General features: G+C 45.0%; 16 protein-coding genes. 4 read left to right on the top strand and 12 right to left on the bottom strand.

What is annotated here, in order from left to right; all coding sequences use genetic code 11:
• Positions 1-39: 39 nt before the first annotated feature.
• Positions 40-945, top strand: coding sequence for a helix-turn-helix domain-containing protein (locus tag DWW86_RS11525; RefSeq protein ID WP_117943231.1), 906 nt, complete (start codon positions 40-42; stop codon positions 943-945).
• Between the two features lie 58 nt (positions 946-1,003).
• The gene (nagB, locus tag DWW86_RS11520) at positions 1,004-1,735 is read left to right on the top strand and encodes a glucosamine-6-phosphate deaminase (protein ID WP_072523036.1); all 732 of its coding nucleotides are present in this window, start codon (positions 1,004-1,006) and stop codon (positions 1,733-1,735) included.
• Between the two features lie 32 nt (positions 1,736-1,767).
• Here the strand turns inward: nagB and DWW86_RS11515 are convergent, their stop codons facing one another.
• From DWW86_RS11515 to yedE, 7 genes are all read right to left on the bottom strand, one after another.
• Positions 1,768-3,099, bottom strand: coding sequence for a sensor histidine kinase (locus DWW86_RS11515; RefSeq protein WP_072523035.1), 1,332 nt, complete (start codon positions 3,097-3,099; stop codon positions 1,768-1,770).
• Between the two features lies 1 nt (position 3,100).
• A complete protein-coding gene (locus tag DWW86_RS11510; protein ID WP_117943229.1) occupies positions 3,101-3,769 on the bottom strand; it encodes a winged helix-turn-helix domain-containing protein in 669 nt (222 codons plus the stop codon).
• A 47-nt stretch (positions 3,770-3,816) separates the two neighbouring features.
• Positions 3,817-5,583 (bottom strand): Na/Pi cotransporter family protein, encoded by a 1,767-nt coding sequence (locus DWW86_RS11505; protein WP_117943226.1) that lies wholly within the window; start codon positions 5,581-5,583, stop codon positions 3,817-3,819.
• Positions 5,584-5,706: 123 nt separating this feature from the next.
• Positions 5,707-6,207: a GreA/GreB family elongation factor gene (locus DWW86_RS11500; RefSeq protein WP_117943224.1), complete on the bottom strand. Its 501-nt coding sequence runs from the start codon at positions 6,205-6,207 to the stop codon at positions 5,707-5,709.
• Positions 6,208-6,497: 290 nt separating this feature from the next.
• A complete protein-coding gene (locus tag DWW86_RS11495; protein WP_200793051.1) occupies positions 6,498-6,740 on the bottom strand; it encodes a putative Se/S carrier protein in 243 nt (80 codons plus the stop codon).
• On the bottom strand, positions 6,737-6,943 hold the full coding sequence (locus DWW86_RS11490; RefSeq protein WP_072523031.1) for a sulfurtransferase TusA family protein: 207 nt from the start codon (positions 6,941-6,943) through the stop codon (positions 6,737-6,739). The genes DWW86_RS11495 and DWW86_RS11490 overlap by 4 nt, the downstream gene beginning before the upstream one ends.
• 13 nt (positions 6,944-6,956) lie before the next feature.
• The gene (gene yedE / locus DWW86_RS11485; RefSeq protein WP_117943222.1) at positions 6,957-8,111 is read right to left on the bottom strand and encodes a YedE family putative selenium transporter; all 1,155 of its coding nucleotides are present in this window, start codon (positions 8,109-8,111) and stop codon (positions 6,957-6,959) included.
• Between the two features lie 106 nt (positions 8,112-8,217).
• On the opposite strand from yedE, the gene DWW86_RS11480 reads away from it, so the two are divergent.
• Both DWW86_RS11480 and DWW86_RS11475 read left to right on the top strand, forming a co-directional pair.
• The gene (locus tag DWW86_RS11480) at positions 8,218-9,399 is read left to right on the top strand and encodes an aminotransferase class V-fold PLP-dependent enzyme (protein WP_117943220.1); all 1,182 of its coding nucleotides are present in this window, start codon (positions 8,218-8,220) and stop codon (positions 9,397-9,399) included.
• Positions 9,400-9,433: 34 nt separating this feature from the next.
• Positions 9,434-10,330, top strand: coding sequence for a selenium metabolism-associated LysR family transcriptional regulator (locus DWW86_RS11475; protein WP_117943218.1), 897 nt, complete (start codon positions 9,434-9,436; stop codon positions 10,328-10,330).
• Between the two features lies 1 nt (position 10,331).
• Here DWW86_RS11475 and DWW86_RS11470 read toward each other — a convergent pair whose 3' ends face one another.
• Genes DWW86_RS11470 through DWW86_RS11450 form a run of 5 tightly spaced genes read right to left on the bottom strand, consistent with a single transcriptional unit; the run spans position 10,332 to position 18,142 of the window.
• Positions 10,332-11,456, bottom strand: coding sequence for a ComEC/Rec2 family competence protein (locus DWW86_RS11470; RefSeq protein WP_072523028.1), 1,125 nt, complete (start codon positions 11,454-11,456; stop codon positions 10,332-10,334).
• A gap of 60 nt (positions 11,457-11,516) precedes the next feature.
• The gene (locus DWW86_RS11465; RefSeq protein WP_117943274.1) at positions 11,517-13,016 is read right to left on the bottom strand and encodes an ATP-binding protein; all 1,500 of its coding nucleotides are present in this window, start codon (positions 13,014-13,016) and stop codon (positions 11,517-11,519) included.
• Positions 13,006-14,367, bottom strand: coding sequence for a vWA domain-containing protein (locus DWW86_RS11460; protein WP_117943216.1), 1,362 nt, complete (start codon positions 14,365-14,367; stop codon positions 13,006-13,008). Before DWW86_RS11460 ends, DWW86_RS11465 begins: the two co-directional genes overlap by 11 nt.
• The gene (locus tag DWW86_RS11455; protein ID WP_117943214.1) at positions 14,364-15,335 is read right to left on the bottom strand and encodes a leucine-rich repeat protein; all 972 of its coding nucleotides are present in this window, start codon (positions 15,333-15,335) and stop codon (positions 14,364-14,366) included. The genes DWW86_RS11460 and DWW86_RS11455 overlap by 4 nt, the downstream gene beginning before the upstream one ends.
• A complete protein-coding gene (locus tag DWW86_RS11450; protein WP_117943212.1) occupies positions 15,332-18,142 on the bottom strand; it encodes a translation factor GTPase family protein in 2,811 nt (936 codons plus the stop codon). Before DWW86_RS11450 ends, DWW86_RS11455 begins: the two co-directional genes overlap by 4 nt.
• Positions 18,143-18,324: the final 182 nt, after the last annotated feature.

Raw genomic sequence — 18,324 nt, 5'->3', positions numbered from 1 at the left:
CCAAAAATCACAAATTCTGATCAGAAAGGAAGGTTTTTCGTGGCTTATCAGAGTGTGAAGCTTAATTCAGAGCTTTCCATAGAAAAAATATACACAATCCACTACTATGAATACCAGAATGATTTTTACTTTTCCGGTGAACGTCATAACTTCTGGGAGTTTCAGTGTGTGGATAAAGGTTCTGCAGAAATTGTGACCGATAATGGAAGTCATATACTGAACCGCAGTCAGGTTATCTTTCACCGGCCAAATGAATTTCATACACTGAAAGCCGCCGGCAGAACCGCACCAAATATCATCGTAATTTCTTTTTCCTGTGATTCACCCTGTATGAATTTTTTTGAAAATAAAGTTCTTGAATTTTCAGACACTGAGCGAAGCATCCTCGGCCGTATCATTGCAGAGGCACGAAATTGTTTTGCGTCTCCGCTGGATACCCCTTATCTGGAAAAAATGGAAAAGAAAGACGATATTCCTTTTGGCGCACAGAAGCTTTTGACTTTATATCTCGAAGAACTGCTGATTCATGTTATCCGGCGCTATACGATGGCTCATTATTCTGCCTCCGCCGGTATCTATGATTCCTGCCAGTCCACTTCTGAAGCCTGCCGCAATATCATTCATTATCTTGAGCAGCATATCCGGGAGTCCATGACGATCGATGGAATCTCAAAAAGCAATATAATCGGTCGTTCACAGCTTCAGAAGCTTTTTCGTGATCAGTATCAGTGTGGTGTGATTGAATTTTTTTCACGCATGAAAATCGACTTTGCCAAACAGCTTATCCGTGAAAACGATATGAATTTTACCCAGATTTCTGATTTTCTGGGATATTCGTCAATTCATTATTTTTCAAGGCAGTTCAAAAAGCTGTCCGGAATGACACCTACGGAATATGCCACATCTATCAAGGCAATCTCCGAGCTTCCGCAGCCTCATTCCTGAGTACAGAGGATATAAAACTGTAGAATATAAAATCCGTCAGTCGGACAAGGAGGAAAACATGCATATCTGCAAAGTAAAAAATTATCAGGAACTCAGCCGCAAGGCAGCTAATCTCATCGCCGCACAGGTAATCTTAAAACCCGACAGTGTTCTCGGACTGGCTACCGGCTCCTCTCCTGTCGGAACTTATAACCATCTGGTAGAGATGTATGAAAACGGAGACCTTGACTTTTCACAGGTAACAACTGTAAACCTCGATGAATATAAAGGCCTGTCCGGTTCAAATGAACAGAGTTACCGCTATTTTATGAACACCCATCTTTTCCATAAGATCAATATTAATCATGCAAATACTTACGTTCCGAACGGAACCGAGCCGGATGCCAGAGAAGCATGCTCTGCTTACAATGAGCTGCTTCACAAAATCGGTCCTGCAGACATTCAGATCCTCGGCCTTGGTCATGACGGTCACATCGGTTTCAATGAACCATCTGATCACTTTGAAGACGAAACGCATTGTGTAGATCTGACAGAAACTACGATTCAGGCGAACAAGCGCTTCTTCGAAAGCGAAGCAGACGTTCCGCGTCAGGCTTATACTATGGGAATCGGTACGATTATGCGCTGCAAAAAGATTCTGGTCGTTGTCAGTGGAAGTGACAAAGCACAGATTCTTAAAAAAGTCGTTCAGGGACCTGTAACTCCACAGGTACCGGGATCGATTCTCCAGTTCCATCCGGACTGTACGATTATCGCCGATGAAGCTGCTCTGTCCGAAATGGACATTTGATTATACGAACCAGCCAAAAAGGAGCCGGTGTGCTAAAACACCAGCTCCATTTTTGTACCCTTTCCGGGTTCACTTTCCAGATTAATCTGTGCGTTATGAAGAATTGCACCGTGTTTTACGATAGAAAGCCCAAGGCCTGTCCCTCCGGTTGCCCGTGAATGGCTCTTATCCACCCGGTAAAAGCGTTCAAAGATCCTCTTCTGTTCATCCTCTGCAATTCCGATTCCATTGTCTTCTACACAGTAATACGGATGCTCTCCGCGCATTCCGAGCGAAATCTTCACCGTACCTTTCAGATCGGTATATCGAATTGCATTGTCTGCAATATTGAAAAGCATCTCATAAATGACATTACGGACACCGTTTACCATTACCGGACTGCCATCCAGTGACACAGTAATATTTTTCTTTTTGGCAGCACTTTCGAGATGCTGCACAACATCCTCTGCCATCTCATAAAGATCTACTTCCTCAAACGGCAGATCACTGTTCTTTTCATCCAGTCTCGAAAGCTGTATGATATCTGCCACCAGAGCACTTAAGCGATATGCCTCATGATAAATTCTGCCTGAAAATTCCGGTACTTTTTCTGGTGGAACCATCCCATTCATCATAAGCTCTGCATAACCGGAGATTGACATAAGCGGTGTCTTCAATTCATGGGAAACATTTGCCGAAAATTCTTTTCGTACGGCCTCTGCTTCTTTCAGTTCTTCTATCTGCCTGGCAATCTGCCGATTCTGCTGATCGACTCTTTTCAGAAGCGGCCGGAGCTCCTCATACTTTACTTCTTTCAGAGGTTCCTCCAGATCCAGTGTATTGATCGGTTCGATCAGATCACGTGTCTGCCTGCGGACCAGCACAAATGCAACCGCAAGGATCACGATCAGCAGCCCTCCAAGAAGCAGAGAGCTCGACAGCATCGTGGAAAAGACACTGTCCGTTGTTCTTCCGACACGAAGGATATCCCCGTCTGCCAGCTTTACCGCACAGTAAAAATTCTGTTTGGACAGGGTTTCTGAATATCGCAGTGTTTCCGCATAGCCACTTTTTTCTGCCTGAATAAACTCCGGACGATTGCTGTGGTTCTCAAGTTCTGCGGAATCTTCCAGCGAATCAAACAATACATTTCCTTTCGGATCCAGAAGTGTAATACGAGCTGAAGTTGCCTGACCGAGTGCTTCATCCAGATAGGAATTTCCCATCTTTTCGACTCCATCCTGAATGTATTTTGTACTGTCCCGAACGCTCTCTTTCAAATCTTCATTGTACTTTTCATACATAACAAGACCTGCAGCAAGAAACGTAAGAAGTACAGAAAGAACAATCAGAAAGCAGGTATGATTCAAGATTTTTTTTCGCATATTATACTCCGATCCGGTAACCGACTCCTCGCACAGTTTCTATCAGATTTCCTGCTTCGCCAAGCTTCTGGCGAAGTGTACGGACATGGACATCAACTGTTCTTGTCTCACCATCAAAGTCATATCCCCATACATGACAGAGGATCTGATTTCTGCTCATGACCAGTCCCTTATTTTCCATCAGGTACTGAAGCAGTTCAAATTCTTTGCGTGTCAGTTCAACACTCGTATCATTCCAGCGAACCTTATGCTTGCCTACGGACAGGCTCAGATCGCCACATCTCAGTTCTTTGTCATCTTCCTGTTTGGAACAGCGGCGAAGAACTGCTTTTACTCTTGCCACAAACTCCATCATCCCGAAAGGCTTCGTGATGTAGTCATCTGCACCAGCCTCCAGACCTTTTACCTTGTCGTACTCGGCTTCTTTCGCTGTGACCATGATCACAGGGATTCCTCTGGTGTCTCTTGATGATTTCAGACTTTCAAGTATACTGTAGCCATCTTCACCCGGAAGCATGATATCCAGAAGGATCAGATCCGGAAGTTCTTCTTTTAATGCAGTTCGGAGTTCTTTGGCATTTGCCATTCCTTTCGCGGAAAATCCGGTTGTTTCCAGAGTATAGATCAGAAGTTCCCTGATATTCTTTTCATCTTCTACGCAATAGATCATTCTGTATCCGTCCTTTCTCACTGTAATTGTCTGTAAAAACAGATTTTTTATGGAAGTACATATTCTTTATGCAATTCCCCCAGACGGTTATAATAGGAATCATCCGGTTCATTTTTGAGGCTTTCCAGATGACTGTGTGTGTCATAAAGATTTTCTCTTACCTGTGTAACACATACACTGATATTTGAACAGTGGTCTGCAATACGCTCAAGACTCGTAATAAGGTCTGTAAGGATAAATCCCATCTCAATCGTACATTCTCCTAAACGCAGACGATTGACATGACGGCGCTTCAGTTCTTTGCTCAGCTCATCAACAATTTCTTCAAGTGGTTCCACATCGCGGGTAAGATTCAGATCCTGCCTGTCAAAAACCTGATATGCCGTATCCACAATCCTGCTTACCACTGCAATCAGCACCTGAAGTTCGATCTTTGCCTGCGGCGAAAAACTGATGTTCTTTTCATGGAGTTCCTGCGCAGATTCCATAATATTTACCGCATGATCGGAAATACGTTCAAAATCACCGATACAATGCAGCATGATCGATACACTGTGGCTGTCTCTCTCTGACAGATCTTTGTTGTTCAACTTGACCAGATAAGTACCAAGTTCATCCTCATAACGGTCGATTTTGCTCTCCAGCTTCTGGACCCTCTCTGCCTGTTCATCACTGTATGAATGGATCAGTCCAAGTGCAATATCCAGTATCTTTCTGGAATCCTGCTCCATATGTTTTGCCGCATTTCTTCCCTGCTCTACTGCGAAAGCCGGTTTTTCCAGAAAACGAGATTCAAGAATCATAAATTCCTGATCTTCTCTGCTGACTTCATTCTCTTCGTCATCACGAATCGTCAGACAGGCAAGTTTTACAAGAAGGTTAGAGAACGGAAGCCATACAAGTGTTGCTGTGATATTGAATACACTGTGTGTGATTGCGATCGTTGCCGGTGTTGCCATCTGTGCCATAAACGGAAAACGCACAGCTGCATTGATCATATAGAAAAGTACCATAAATACAACGGTTCCGATCAGGTTGAAATACAGATGGATCATTGCCGCACGCTTTGCATTTTTGTTTGCACCGATTGCAGAAAGAAGTGCTGTTACACATGTACCGATATTCTGTCCCATAATGATCGGGAATGCAGAACTATACGGAACTGCTCCTGTCATACAAAGAGCCTGCAAAATACCTACCGATGCCGAAGATGACTGAATGATCGCAGTCAGGATCGTACCGGCAAGAATACCTGCTACCGGATTGGAAAACTTCAGAAGAAGTCCTGTAAATTCCGGAACATCTGCCAGAGGTTTCACTGCGCCGCTCATGCTTTCCATACCAAACATCAGTACCGCAAAACCAAGAAGAATCGTTCCGACATCCTTTTTACGGGAGCTTTTTGTAAAAGTCAGAAGTACAATTCCGACCAGTGCAAGAATCGGTGAAAATGAGCTCGGCTTGAGGAGGCTGATAAAAAAATTGCTGCTCTCGATACCGGTAAGGCTTAAGATCCATGATGTGATCGTCGTACCGATATTGGCACCCATAATGATACCAACTGCCTGTGTAAGTTTCATGATGCCGGAGTTTACAAAGCCGACAACCATAACTGTCGTCGCAGAAGACGACTGGATCACAGCAGTCACACACATACCGAGCAGTACCGCCTTCCATTTGCTGGAAGTCAGGTTTTCAAGAATCTGCTCGAGTTTTCCTCCTGATACTTTGGCAAGCCCGTCTCCCATAACCTGCATTCCGTACAGGAACATGGCGAGACCTCCAAGTAATGTTAATATGCTGAAAAAGTCCATATTATTCTCCTTTACATAGATTTCATATGGCTTCATCATATTTGCGGCTTGTAAAGTTCTCACCAGTTTTATGTTAAATCTTTGTAAAATCGAATTTTACATAAATTTGTCGGATTTTACATTCTAAAAACTGCGGATATTTTCATCCTCATCGCCTGTTTTGTCAATGGAACGGATGATCAGATAATAACTGACATTCTCGTTGACTTTTACCAGTACTCGGTCTCCGACCCTGTGTCCCTTGAGGGCTTTGCCGATCGGTGATTCGATGCTGACACGGTTCTCCATGGAATTTCCACGAATGGATGTGACCAGTTTGTATTTTTCTACTTCACCGTCTTCTTCAAATTCCACCTCAACGATATCATCCATTCCGACCTCGTCAGATTTCGAAGAATCATCCACTACTGTCGCTGTTTTTAACATTCTCTCCAGATAACGGATGCGGCTTTCATTCTGGTTTTTGTGTTTCTTTGCTGCATAATATTCAAAGTTTTCACTGAGGTCGCCCTGCGCACGGGCCTCTTTGACCGCCTCGATTGCTTCTTTTCTTATGACAAGCTTGCGGTGCTCGATCTCTTCCTCAATTTTTTCTACGTCTCTTTTTGTGAGTTTTTCTCCCATTTTTATTCACTCCTGCTGAATTCAATGATTCGGCTGTCACCGTGTTTCCTCTGACAGCCTTTTTATGCCAAAGTATGCGAGAGAAGCTGCCAGCGGCAGGTTCTCTGTATTGCCTATCAGTATACACGAATTTATCGAAATTGTACACCCGTCAGCATCCGGCGTTTCTTATAGAATTTCTCACAAAACTTCTTTATAAAAACAAACAGAGAGCCCTTCATGACATTTCCCATCCATAAAGATCAGAATGCGCCACGTTGAACTCTCCTTTTTCTTATTATATATTCTTTTTATTCCTCATCCGCCTGATAGATACTTACATATCCTCTTTCTTCCACACGGACGATCTGCTCTGTTTCCTCGGTACTGTCCGGAAATATCCCGTTCGCCTCAAACTGCACACAGGTTCCGCAGGAGGAACTTAAGTTCCGTGGAACCGGCATGACCACTGCTTTCAGGTTCATTTTTTCACAGTTTTTGCGGAACTGGATGGCACCATAATGCGAATAAAAAGTTGCAATATAAGTCATCATTTCATGATCTTAAGCAGGAAATCATCGCCCTGCTCTTCTACCTGTACCTGATAGCCCTGATGCAGCACAAAACGGGAAACGTTTTCTTTTGCAACGACATTGTCGACAAGTACTTCATATTCGGCCTCTTTTGATGCCATCGCATTTTTTGTCTGAATTACCGGTTCCGGACAGGAAAGCCCTCTTGCATCTACTCTTTTCATATTTTTTCTCCTTTCAGGCTTCTGCTTTTCTCGTGGAATTCACAACCGCGATCACTGCCACAACCACAATGCCGATCACAACTGCGATCTTACCGTTTGCTGTCGGACCATCGGCTGAAGATGCCAGACCAAAGTTATGTGAAAAAGCTGCACCTGCCATCAGTCCGAGAACAGCTACAACAGAGTCAGTATTTCCCTCTCCGGAAAGAATGAGCTGGCGCATCGGGCAACCACCGAGAAGAATGCAGGCAAAACCGGCAAGATACATACCAAGTGCATTCCACAGTCCGTCGGTGTGTGCGATCGGCTGACCTGCAAATCCCGGATTAAAGAATGCGGTACCTGTCACAGCACCAAGAATCAGGTTCATGACAAGTGCACTTATAAGAATTGCCACAAATCCGAAGAGCAGTTTGTACTCACCAAACAGAACTGCATCGCGGATACCGCCAACCATACAGAGACGGGTTCTCTGTGCAACAATACCAACGATCACACCTGCTGCCAGAGAAATCAGGATTGCCGCATGTTTTGCTCCCGGACCGCCTTCCGGCTCTGTAAAGTGGATAAATGCCGGAGCAGCCACCAGAAGAATCAGCATTACGATCTGGAAAGCCGGATAAACAGCACCTTCCAGTTTCGGCATCTTATAAGAACGTTTCAGAGTGTAGCCTTTTTTCAGGAAAAATGTTCCTGTCAGAATACCACATACAAAACCAACCAGACCGAAGATAGCATTTCCGTCACCACCTGCCAGACGCAGGATCATACGGAACGGGCATCCAAGGAACATCAGACATCCGATCATAGCAAATGCACCCAGTGTAAATCTCGTGATCGGTGCAGAACCACCGCGTGGACGAAATTCTTTTGTGATTAGTGACACAATACATGCCCCCAACACCAGACCGATGATCTCCGGACGGATATACTGTACGGCTGCTGCGGAATGAAGACCAAGTGCTCCTGTCGTATCTCGCAGGAAACATGCAATACAGAATCCCATGTTTGCCGGATTTCCGAAGAATACCAGCATTGCCGAGATCACACCGATCAGGATTCCGGCCGCAACAATTGTTGTTTTCTCTTTTTTCATTTGTTTGTTACCTCCCTTTCCCTCTTGTGCTGAATTTTTTTGTAATTTGCACACTTTCTTTGTATAAATCATAACATCTTATTGACAAAATCACTAATTCAATATAGTCTTATTTTATGGTTATTTATAGATAATTTTTATAAATCAATTTAACTCTGACATTGTGAGGTGGATTTTTATGAAAAAAATATATCTGGATCAGGCAAGTACTTCTTATCCCAAAGCGCCCTCTGTTGCCCGGGCAGTATACAATTATCTGAGCGGTTCTGCCGTGAACGTAAACCGCGGTGGTTATCAGGCCGCTTATTCTGTGGAAGAGCAGATTTTTGAGACAAGAGAACAGCTTCTCCGACTTTTTCATTTCACTTCTGGAAAAGGCAAAAACGTGATCTTTACTCCGAATATCACCACGAGCCTGAACATCCTCCTCAAAGGATTACTAAAACCCGGTGATCACGTACTCGTCTCCTCCATGGAGCACAATGCCATTATGCGCCCCCTCGTGCAGCTTGCCGGGAACGGAGTGACTTTTGACCGCATCCCCTGCCGGAAAGACGGATCACTTCTTATAGACAAGGCTGAATCACTTCTTCGTCCCCAAACACGGCTCCTGGTATGTCTGCATGCCTCCAATGTCTGCGGAACGATGATGCCGATTCAGAAACTGAGTGACTTTTGTCAAAAACATCATTTACTGTTTATTCTCGATACTGCCCAGACAGCCGGAACCATTCCCATTGATATGGACGCTCTACATCTGGATGCACTTGCATTTACCGGCCATAAAGGTTTACGCGGCCCACAGGGAATCGGTGGTTTCCTGATCACAAATGAACTGGCGGCGCAGATCGAACCTCTGATCAGCGGCGGCACCGGAAGTATTTCCCACACAGAAGAAGTTCCTGCTTTTCTTCCTGACCGATTCGAACCCGGCACACCGAATATCCCGGGAATTCTGGGTCTGCACGCTGCACTTTCCGATCTGGAGCATATATCTATAGAAGAAATGTTTCAGCACGAACTGGATCTGACCAGATATTTTATCGATGGGATCTTTGCGATGGACCCATCTGAAATGCAGCTTCGCGTGATCGGAAAAAAAGATACCAGCGACCGGTGCGCCGTTGTCTCCATTCAGACGCTGCAGCTTGATATGGCACGGGCAGCATATGAGCTGGACAGTACTTATGGGATAATGACACGCGTCGGACTCCACTGCGCCCCGAGTGCCCACAAAACACTTGGCACCTACCCGGAAGGAACGATTCGTTTTTCCTTTGGCCCGGAAAATACGCGGCATGACGTAGATCAGGCACTGCATGCACTTGCAGAAATCACTGGAACACCTCATACTTTATAATATTTGCATCATATTTTATTCAGGAGATTACATCATGGAATTTAAACAATTGGAAGCTTTTGTTGCTGTTGTTGATTATGGAAGCTTTTCGGAAGCAGCCCGCAAGCTTTATCTCACACAGCCTACGATCAGTGCACATGTGCGTTCCCTTGAGGAAGAACTGCATACCAGGCTGATCCTGCGCACTACGAAAAAAACAACTATCACGACCAGAGGATATCAGCTTTATGACAGTGCTGTCCGTATGCTGGAAATCCGTAACAATCTTCTGGAAAATTTCACCGGTGTGCAGAAACACATGATTGATCTCTCAGCTTCAACTATCCCGTCTTCTTATCTGCTGCCTGAAATTCTGGCAGCCTTCGGCAAAACGCATCCGGATATCTATTTTCATTCGATTCAGGCAGACAGCGCCGAATCCATCAACCGTGTCCTTGACGGAACGGTAGATCTCGCTCTGGTCGGACAAAATACTCGCGATGAGACCTGTGTCTTTCTTCCATTCTGTCAGGATAAACTGGTCATTGCCACACCGATCACCAATCATTATCTCAGCTTACAGAACAAAACTGTGTCTTTCGAAGATTTTATCAAAGATCCGATCATTATCCGTGAAAAAGGCTCCGGCACTAAGAAAGAAATGGATCTTTTTCTCGAACGGATCGGTATTACTCCCAGTGACCTCAATGTCATTGCCCGCATGAACGATCTCGAAGGTATCAAAAAATCCATCGTCAACGGTCTGGGTATTTCCATTCTTTCTGCCCGCTCTGCGATCGATCTGCAAAAAACAAAGCAGATCCTTCTCTTTCCATTAGAAGAATCTGCTCATAAAAGAACATTTTATATTGTTTACAGCAAAAACCGTATCCTGAAACCGCACGTAAGGCAGTTTATCCAGTTCATCCAGAATTTTTACAGGACTTTCTGAATCACCAGCATTTTTTGCATGCTTCATACCCCTGTGAAAGTGCCTGTGATTCTGTCTCCTGCGTAGCTTTGTTCGGATTCATATTTCCACAATCCGGGATGCTGTGATATTTGCTTCCGGTTGCGGAGATCCAGACCATGCGTCCCTGCGTGTCAGAAGTATCGGTTTCTGCCGCATAGGATTCCGTTGCGGCTGCATCATTTGTATACTGCTCACTCTGATCCGCAGAACTGTCTGTACTCTGTTTTTCGCTTCCCGATGTATAATCGTTACACGGTTCCTGAGTCCAGCTTATCGTATTTCCGTCTGAAAGAGCGATGACCGTTCCCTGATCGTCTGTACGAAAGACTGGAATATCCATATCAGAAAGTTTTCCCATGGTCTCCGCTGCCGGATGACCGTAGGTATTGTTCAGTCCGCAGCTTATCACTGCCCATGACGGTGAAGTTGCTTCCAGAAGATCCCACGATGTTGAGGATGCCGAACCGTGGTGTCCGAGGCTTAATACGTCACAGTCCAGATTCATTCCCGTACTGATCATATCCTGTTCACTCGTCTCTTCCGCATCTCCCATAAACATAAAGCTGTTGTTTCCGTTTACCAGCCGGATAACCACGGAGTTATCGTTACTGTTCTGAGAAATTCCATCCGGTGCCATCACTGTAAAACTTCCGGTTCCAAACTCATAAGTGTCACCAACCGACGGATATTCTACAATGATCGCATGTGCTGTCGCCGTATTCATAAACGTATTGAATAAATCTGACGTATGCACATAATCAGATCCCAGTACATGCTCCACTTCAAAAGTATCCAGACATTTCACAAGACCGCCCAGATGATCTTCATCGTAATGAGATGAGATCATGTAATTGATGGTTTCCACCTGCTGATTTTTCAGATACTGTACCACTTCATCTGCATGAGATCTGTTTCCACCATCATAAAGAAGATTTTCTCCTCCCGACTGTACAAGGATCGCCAGTCCCTGGCCCACATCAATAAAATGAACAGCCATATCGCCCTGCCCGTCTGCCTTCGCAGTAACAGCATTTCCCGGTAAAACAAGGGTCAATGCCAGTATCATGGACAGTATAAACGTCATAAATTTGTTTTGTTTTTTCATGTATTTTATCCCTCTCATAATCTAACTGCACAAAACCTGTGATTTCTGTCTCAGATTATTTTACAGTTCTTCGATCCGTTTTCGTATCTGCGCTCCTGCATCCTCAAACAACAGATCTTTGTTGTAACGGATGTAGCGCTCACACTCGTATGTTTCAAGGAAACGTACACAGGAATAGTCTGTATTGATCCCGGATACAAAAATAACCATTTCCTGAGTGTTATAAAAAGCCGCCTCCATAAAATCAAATGCGTATTCCAGAGATGCCGCTGCCTGATCCCACGCTTCTTCCCATTCTCCGCGTATTTCTCCAAAAGCGGATCTCAAAATATCGAAAGCCTCTTCCCAGCTCTCTCCACTCTCTTTTTTCAGAAGTAGTCTGTAATTTTCCAAAAGATCAAGTGCCTTTCGGATCGTACGGTCTTCCCTTCTCTCAAGAAGACCTTCTTTCTGTTTCTGCTCCCGCTCCATTCGAAGATTATCCACATAGTCTCCCAAACGTTCCAAAAGCTTTCCACCTTCCTGTGGCTCTTTCAACAATTTCAGTATCTCAAATACTTTTTCCAGAACTTCTTCCTGCAAAACCACTTCACGAACAGCCTGACGTACCCCGGAGAACAGCAGATTGACAACACTGACTCGCTCATCAAACGGTGCATGCGAAACTTTCTTCACCATTGCCTCGGATGGTTTTCCTTTCAGGATCTCTGCAATCAGGTAATCCTGTTGGTATTTTTGATATAATTCGTAATATTCAGCAAATTCTACAGAAATCCGATCATGCTGGATATACTGCCCCACCACTTCTTTCGTGATATTTTTATTCAGCCGTTCATAAACTTCCATCATGCGCGACAGATCTTCCCAGCCACGTGGTGTTGCAAACTGTTTGCCGTCAATCGTCGTTTCCATCTGATAAAAGCAGTTACTGCGAAGTTCCAGATAAGCCAGAATCGCCGGATGGATATTTTCTTTGTAAGCATATTCTTTCCAGATCCGGTAATCCGGCTCCACCATGATCTTCTTTACACGGTCGAGCGTCACGACATCAAAATCACGCACTGATTTGTTATATTCCGGCGGGTTTCCTGCCGCCACGATCACCCAGCCTTCCGGAATCTCATGGTTTCCGAAAGTTTTGCACTGCAGAAACTGAAGCATTGCCGGTGCCAGGGTCTCCGAAACGCAGTTGATCTCATCGATAAACAGGATTCCCTCGGTAAGTCCTGTCTCGCGCATACGGTCGTAAATACTCGCTACGATCTCACTCATCGTATACTCTGTCGCAGAATACTCTTTTCCACCATATTCCTTCTTTGAAATAAAAGGAAGTCCGATCGCGCTCTGTCTCGTATGGTGCGTAATCGTATAAGCCACAAGCGCGACTTTACACTCTCTTGCCGCCTGTTCCATGATCTGCGTCTTTCCGATTCCCGGTGCACCCAGAAGAAGTACCGGTCTCTGATGAACCCTCGGTATCACGTATTCCCCGTATTCGTTTTTCAAAAGATACGCCTGCACCGTATCTACAATTTCCTGTTTTGCCTGTTTAATATTCATCATGCTCAGCTGTCCTCTCTCTTTCCAGTGCCTGTGTATCCAGAATCAGTTTAATCGCCCATGGCGGCACATCCACATCCCGGTAATCATCTTTCATAAAAATAAACGCGGTATCATACGGTGGCATCTTTGCCGGAAATGTTCCGTAACCATCCGTAAAATACAAAAGCCCGCGCAATCTCTGAAAAGCTCCCATATTCAGAAGTTTATCTACATAAGAAAATGCCGGTCGAAAATCTGTCCCGCCGAATCCACGGATCGTAAAATCAGACAGATATGCCTCCATCTCTTTCTCATTATGGATTACCTGATCATCCTGTATCTTTTCGTCACACTGGATGATGTGTACCTGTATCTTCCGGAAAAAACTCTCCGACTCTGACAAAACACTGTAAGTCTCCTCGAGAAACCTGTGGATCAGACTGCCATTACAGGACATCGAAGTATCCAGCACGATCACAAAGTCTTCGATTTTTTTCATTTCCTTCGTTTCCAGCGGTTCGATCAACGGCATATTTCCGTAAAGCTCTGTACCGAGATGGTAATAAATCGGATCAAAGGAATCCATATCTACCTGCATCTCCTCTTTCAGCACCGAAAACTTCCTCAGAAATTCTTTATAATCATAGCGTTTCCGGTTTTCGGCCTGCAGATGTTCGACCAGTCCCGGTGAATCCCCTGCCGCCTCTTTCGAAAAAAGCTCGATTTCTGTCTGCATCTTACGACGCATATCTTCCCATTCTTTCTGGCGGCTTGCCATCCCGCTCTTATTCTGCGGTGTATACCAGAAATGATGGTCATCCATCCGAAATTCCTGCTCCAGATGGACGATTTCATCTTCCTCACATGATGTCAGAAGATAATAAAGTGCCTCTGCTGTCAGAACATTCTGTTGTTCTTTCCACTGCCGGTACTTTTCTCTTCGCAGACTGTTCGGGCGAATGTAAACAGCCTTTTCATAGAGGTCATCCATGATGTTTTCTACTGCAATATCCGCTGCAAGATCCCATATCCTCTGATCACGTTCTTTCCTGCTCCAAAGATGGCAGAACAGACAATGCAACACCTCATGAAGATACATATGATTAAGGCGCACCCGGTCTTTCATAAAAATCTCTATCAGCCATCCCGGGGCTGCATACAGAAGTTTTCCGTCAGTTCCCATCGCACCTGTCTCACCGGAAATGATCGGTTTCAGCGCACCAAATGCACTTTGCAGAAACCGCATCGCAACCGCCATTTCGTTTCTGGAATTTTTCAGGATATCTTCGCAGATTGCCAGTGTCTCTTCTTCTTTTTTTCTTTCCTCATGAACAAAATTTCCAAACTTGTCCCTGTACTCTTTTTTCACAGTTCAAATGCCTTTCTCTGTTTCCTGCCATGCTTGCCGAGTTCATTCATCAGAATACTTACCCATCTGGAATCACCGGAACTCTGTGCCGTCTCCAGCATCTTTTCTGTCGTCTCCCTGTCAGGAGCAATTTCTTTTAATATATTCTGCATGGCTTCGTATTCTTTCTTTTCTCCCAGAAGCGCGACCGCCTGCTGACTGTGTTCTTTGATATAGATAAGATATTTTTCGCGTGCCTCCCCGGTCATACTCATTGGATATAAGATCCGGTCAAGTGCAAGATTCAGCACGATACGTTCCTGTTCCCATGCAACGGCATACGGAAACAGTTTATCATATTCCAGTGTGTGAAGCTTTTTGTTCACAAAACTGTTCCGATAACGGATGCCACTTCCATGAACATGATTTTCGAGGATTCTTGCCGGTGTATTTTCAACACCTTCCTCAAAAAATTCCGGGAACCAGAAACGCCCCAGTTCCCCATCTGTTTTCATATCTACGCGCAGTGTCTCCGGCAATTCCGTAAGGAAATCACGTAGTGCAGACTGCCCGTTTTCATCTGTTTCCACTATAATCTGTTCCATCTTATGGCATCCTGTCAGCGCACCGGCACCAAGATCTTTCATTTCGCCGCAGAATTTCAGACGGCGAAGCTTAAAACAATTATAAAACGCATATCTGCCAATTTTACGCAGGAAGCGCGGAAGGCAGATTTCCTCCACCTGATTGCCTGCTGCCTGTGGCATATCATCTGCCGGTGTTTCTTCTGTCCCGTTTTCCGTGCAGTAAGTACCTGTTTCTTTCTTTTTATTTAATTCTGACACATCTATATGATCTGAAAAAATATAGGCGCCAAGTTCTGTCACCGGAAATCCGTTCAGTGTATCCGGAATCTCAACAATCCCGTCATATCCGAATACACGATTGACGCAAATTCCTGTCTTATTTCTTTCATATAAATAAATCATTCTTTTTCTCCCAGACGGATTTTCTCCATCTGCTTCTGCATCTCCTCTGACATATGATCAAAAAGATAGGTTTTGCTGCTCTGTCGGCGCTGATGCCATTCTGCACGTGCAGCCTTTTCCGTATCTTCGATTTCTTTTTTCAGTCCCTGCGCTGAGATTCTGTGTGCACCCTGGCCCATGATTATGACTTGCTCCAGGCCATCCGAAGTTGCCACCGTCACCTGATACTGTCGTCCGATTTTATGGACAGTTTTTTCGATATACTGATCGGCTGTCTCGGCTTCCTTCGTATAAACCACATAAATATTATGATATGGGATGACTTCTTCCCTGTGTCCTTCCACCTTGTAAGCATCCAGTACAAGAATCAGTGTACATTTTCGATATCCCTGATAATTGCTCAGAATATCCATCAGCTTATCACATGCCGCATGAATATTTTCTTTTGCAAGCTCATTTAATTCTTCCCATGAAAAGATGATATTGTAACCATCAACCAGCAGGTATTCTTCTTTACGCGGCTTGCCGGCTTTATAGTGTGTCGTCGATACAGATGCATGAACGGTCTTTTTCTGAAAAGCACCACGGTCACGTTTCACCGGTCCGAAAGTACGTTCAAAAATCGCCTGCAGTTCTTCCTCCTCTGCATAGCTGCCGCTATAGGAAAAACTCTCGGATTTTTTGCCGGATTTTCCACCATTTCTTCTGGTCTGCGCCGGGTTATCCACCTGCGAAAATCCTGCATCCTCATTTTCCACATCTTCATACCAGTTCTCACTGTCCAGTGCATCCATATCCACACTACTCTGCAGATGCATATAGTCTTCCACCTGATCCCATGGCACAACAAATCCAGCCCCGTGTGCACAGAAAACAGAACCGGTCGGATTCTCCAGATCGGCCTCCGGGTCATAGCCCGTATTCAGTACAATCTCATCCTGATTTCTGCACGGCGCATAACCTTTTAGATTACAGAAAAGTTTGCCTGTTCCATGTGTGTATGCGATCACTTCTTTCTGATAATCCCGCATCTGTGAAACGGCTGCTGTGCCTTTCAGAATTGCCACTTCACCATCCGTCTCCGGTGATTCGAATGTTCCCTGCATCTTCTGTACATCGGTCATTGCACGGCCGATCATTTCCGCCGGTACTTCCAGTCGGAATTCATAATACGGCTCCAGCAAAATACTTTTTGCCTTCCGCAGTCCCTGGCGTACTGCACGGTATGTCGCCTGACGGAAATCGCCGCCCTCTGTATGTTTGGCATGTGCCCTTCCTGTCAGAAGCGTGATCTGCACGTCCGTAATCGGTGAGCCGGTCAGAACACCGATATGTTCTTTTTCTTCAAGGTGTGTAAGAATCAGTCTCTGCCAGTTACGCGCCAGTATATCTTCACTGCATGCTGTAAAAAACTGACATCCACTGCCCGGCTCTCCCGGTTCTATCAAAAGATGCACTTCTGCATAATGACGAAGCGGTTCAAAATGTCCCACGCCCACAACCGGTTCTGCAATCGTCTCTTTATAAACAATACTTCCGGCTCCGAATTCCACTGCCACATGAAAACGGTCCCAGATCATTTTTTTCAGAATCTCTATCTGTACTTCTCCCATCAGTTGTGCATGGATTTCTCCAAGCTGACTGTCCCACAGGAGATGAAGCTGCGGTTCTTCCTCCTCGAGCATTCTCAGCTTCTGCAGCATCTGATGTGGATCACATTCATCCGGAAGGATGATCTGATAGTTGAGAACCGGTTCCAGTACAGGGAGTTCTGATTCACTTTCTACTCCAAGTCCCTCACCCGGATAAGTTTTTGTGAGACCTGTCACCGCACAGACAAGACCAGCCTCTGCTTCCTGCGTTGTCTCATATTTTGCCCCGGAATACAGACGGATCTGATCCACTTTTTCTTCCCACGAAGATTCTTCCACTTTTCTACCCGGCAGACTTTGCCCCACACCTTCCGATGAGAGCAATGTCTTTACCTTCAGGCTTCCGCCGGTGATCTTCATATACGTAAGACGGTTTCCCTGCTCATCCCGGGCAATCTTGAAAACTTTTGCACCAAAAGTTTCCCGGCGCTTCGGTTCTTTCGTATACGTGCGAAATCCGTTCAGAAATTCTTCCACGCCTTCCATTTTCAGTGCGGAACCAAAAAAACACGGAAAAACTGTTCTCTGTGCGATGAGTGCCGCACTCTCCGCTACAGTCACTTCGCCGGTTTCCAGATATTTTTCCAGAAGCTTCTCATCACAGACTGCGATGTTTTCCATCTGCTCCGATGAAAATCCCTCCTCTGCGCCTTCTGTCTTTCCGAAATCCACACAGTTTTCATGCAGATGATTTTTCAGATCTGCGAGGAGTGCATCGTGATCCGTCCCCTGCTGATCCATTTTATTTACAAATAAAAATGTCGGAATCTGGTATCTTTCCAGAAGCCGCCACAATGTCATCGTATGGCTCTGTACTCCATCCATTCCATTGATCACAAGGATCGCATAATCAAGCACCTGCAGCGTACGCTCCATCTCCGCCGAGAAATCAACATGTCCCGGAGTATCAAGAAGTGACACTTCCATATCGTCTGTTTTCAGCAGTGCCTGCTTGGAAAAAATCGTGATTCCTCTTTCTTTTTCCAGTTCATACGTATCCAGAAAAGCATCTCCGTGATCCACTCGCCCGATTTTTCGGATCTCGCCGCACAGATACAGAAGCCCTTCCGATAAAGTTGTCTTTCCGGAATCGACATGGGCCAACAAACCAGCACATATATGTTTTTTCGTTTTTTCAGGCTTCTGTTCGCCCATAAAAACGCCTCCCTTCGCGATGGCATAATATCGAATTATACCACAAAAGGAGGCGTTGGTCGAGATTCTGTTGCACTCGGTTCAATATAGGTAAATTGTAGGTGTTACACCTAAAACCATACCAACGACAATAATTACACCATACCAAGCAATGCTCCATCCCTCTGTGCCAAATAAATTTT

It is taken from the genome of Ruminococcus sp. AF17-22AC (assembly GCF_003460065.1).
Classification (GTDB): Bacteria; Bacillota; Clostridia; order Lachnospirales; family Lachnospiraceae; genus Blautia_A.
Note: the sequence above shows the minus strand (reverse complement) of the source record. Positions and strands in the feature narration are given on the sequence as shown.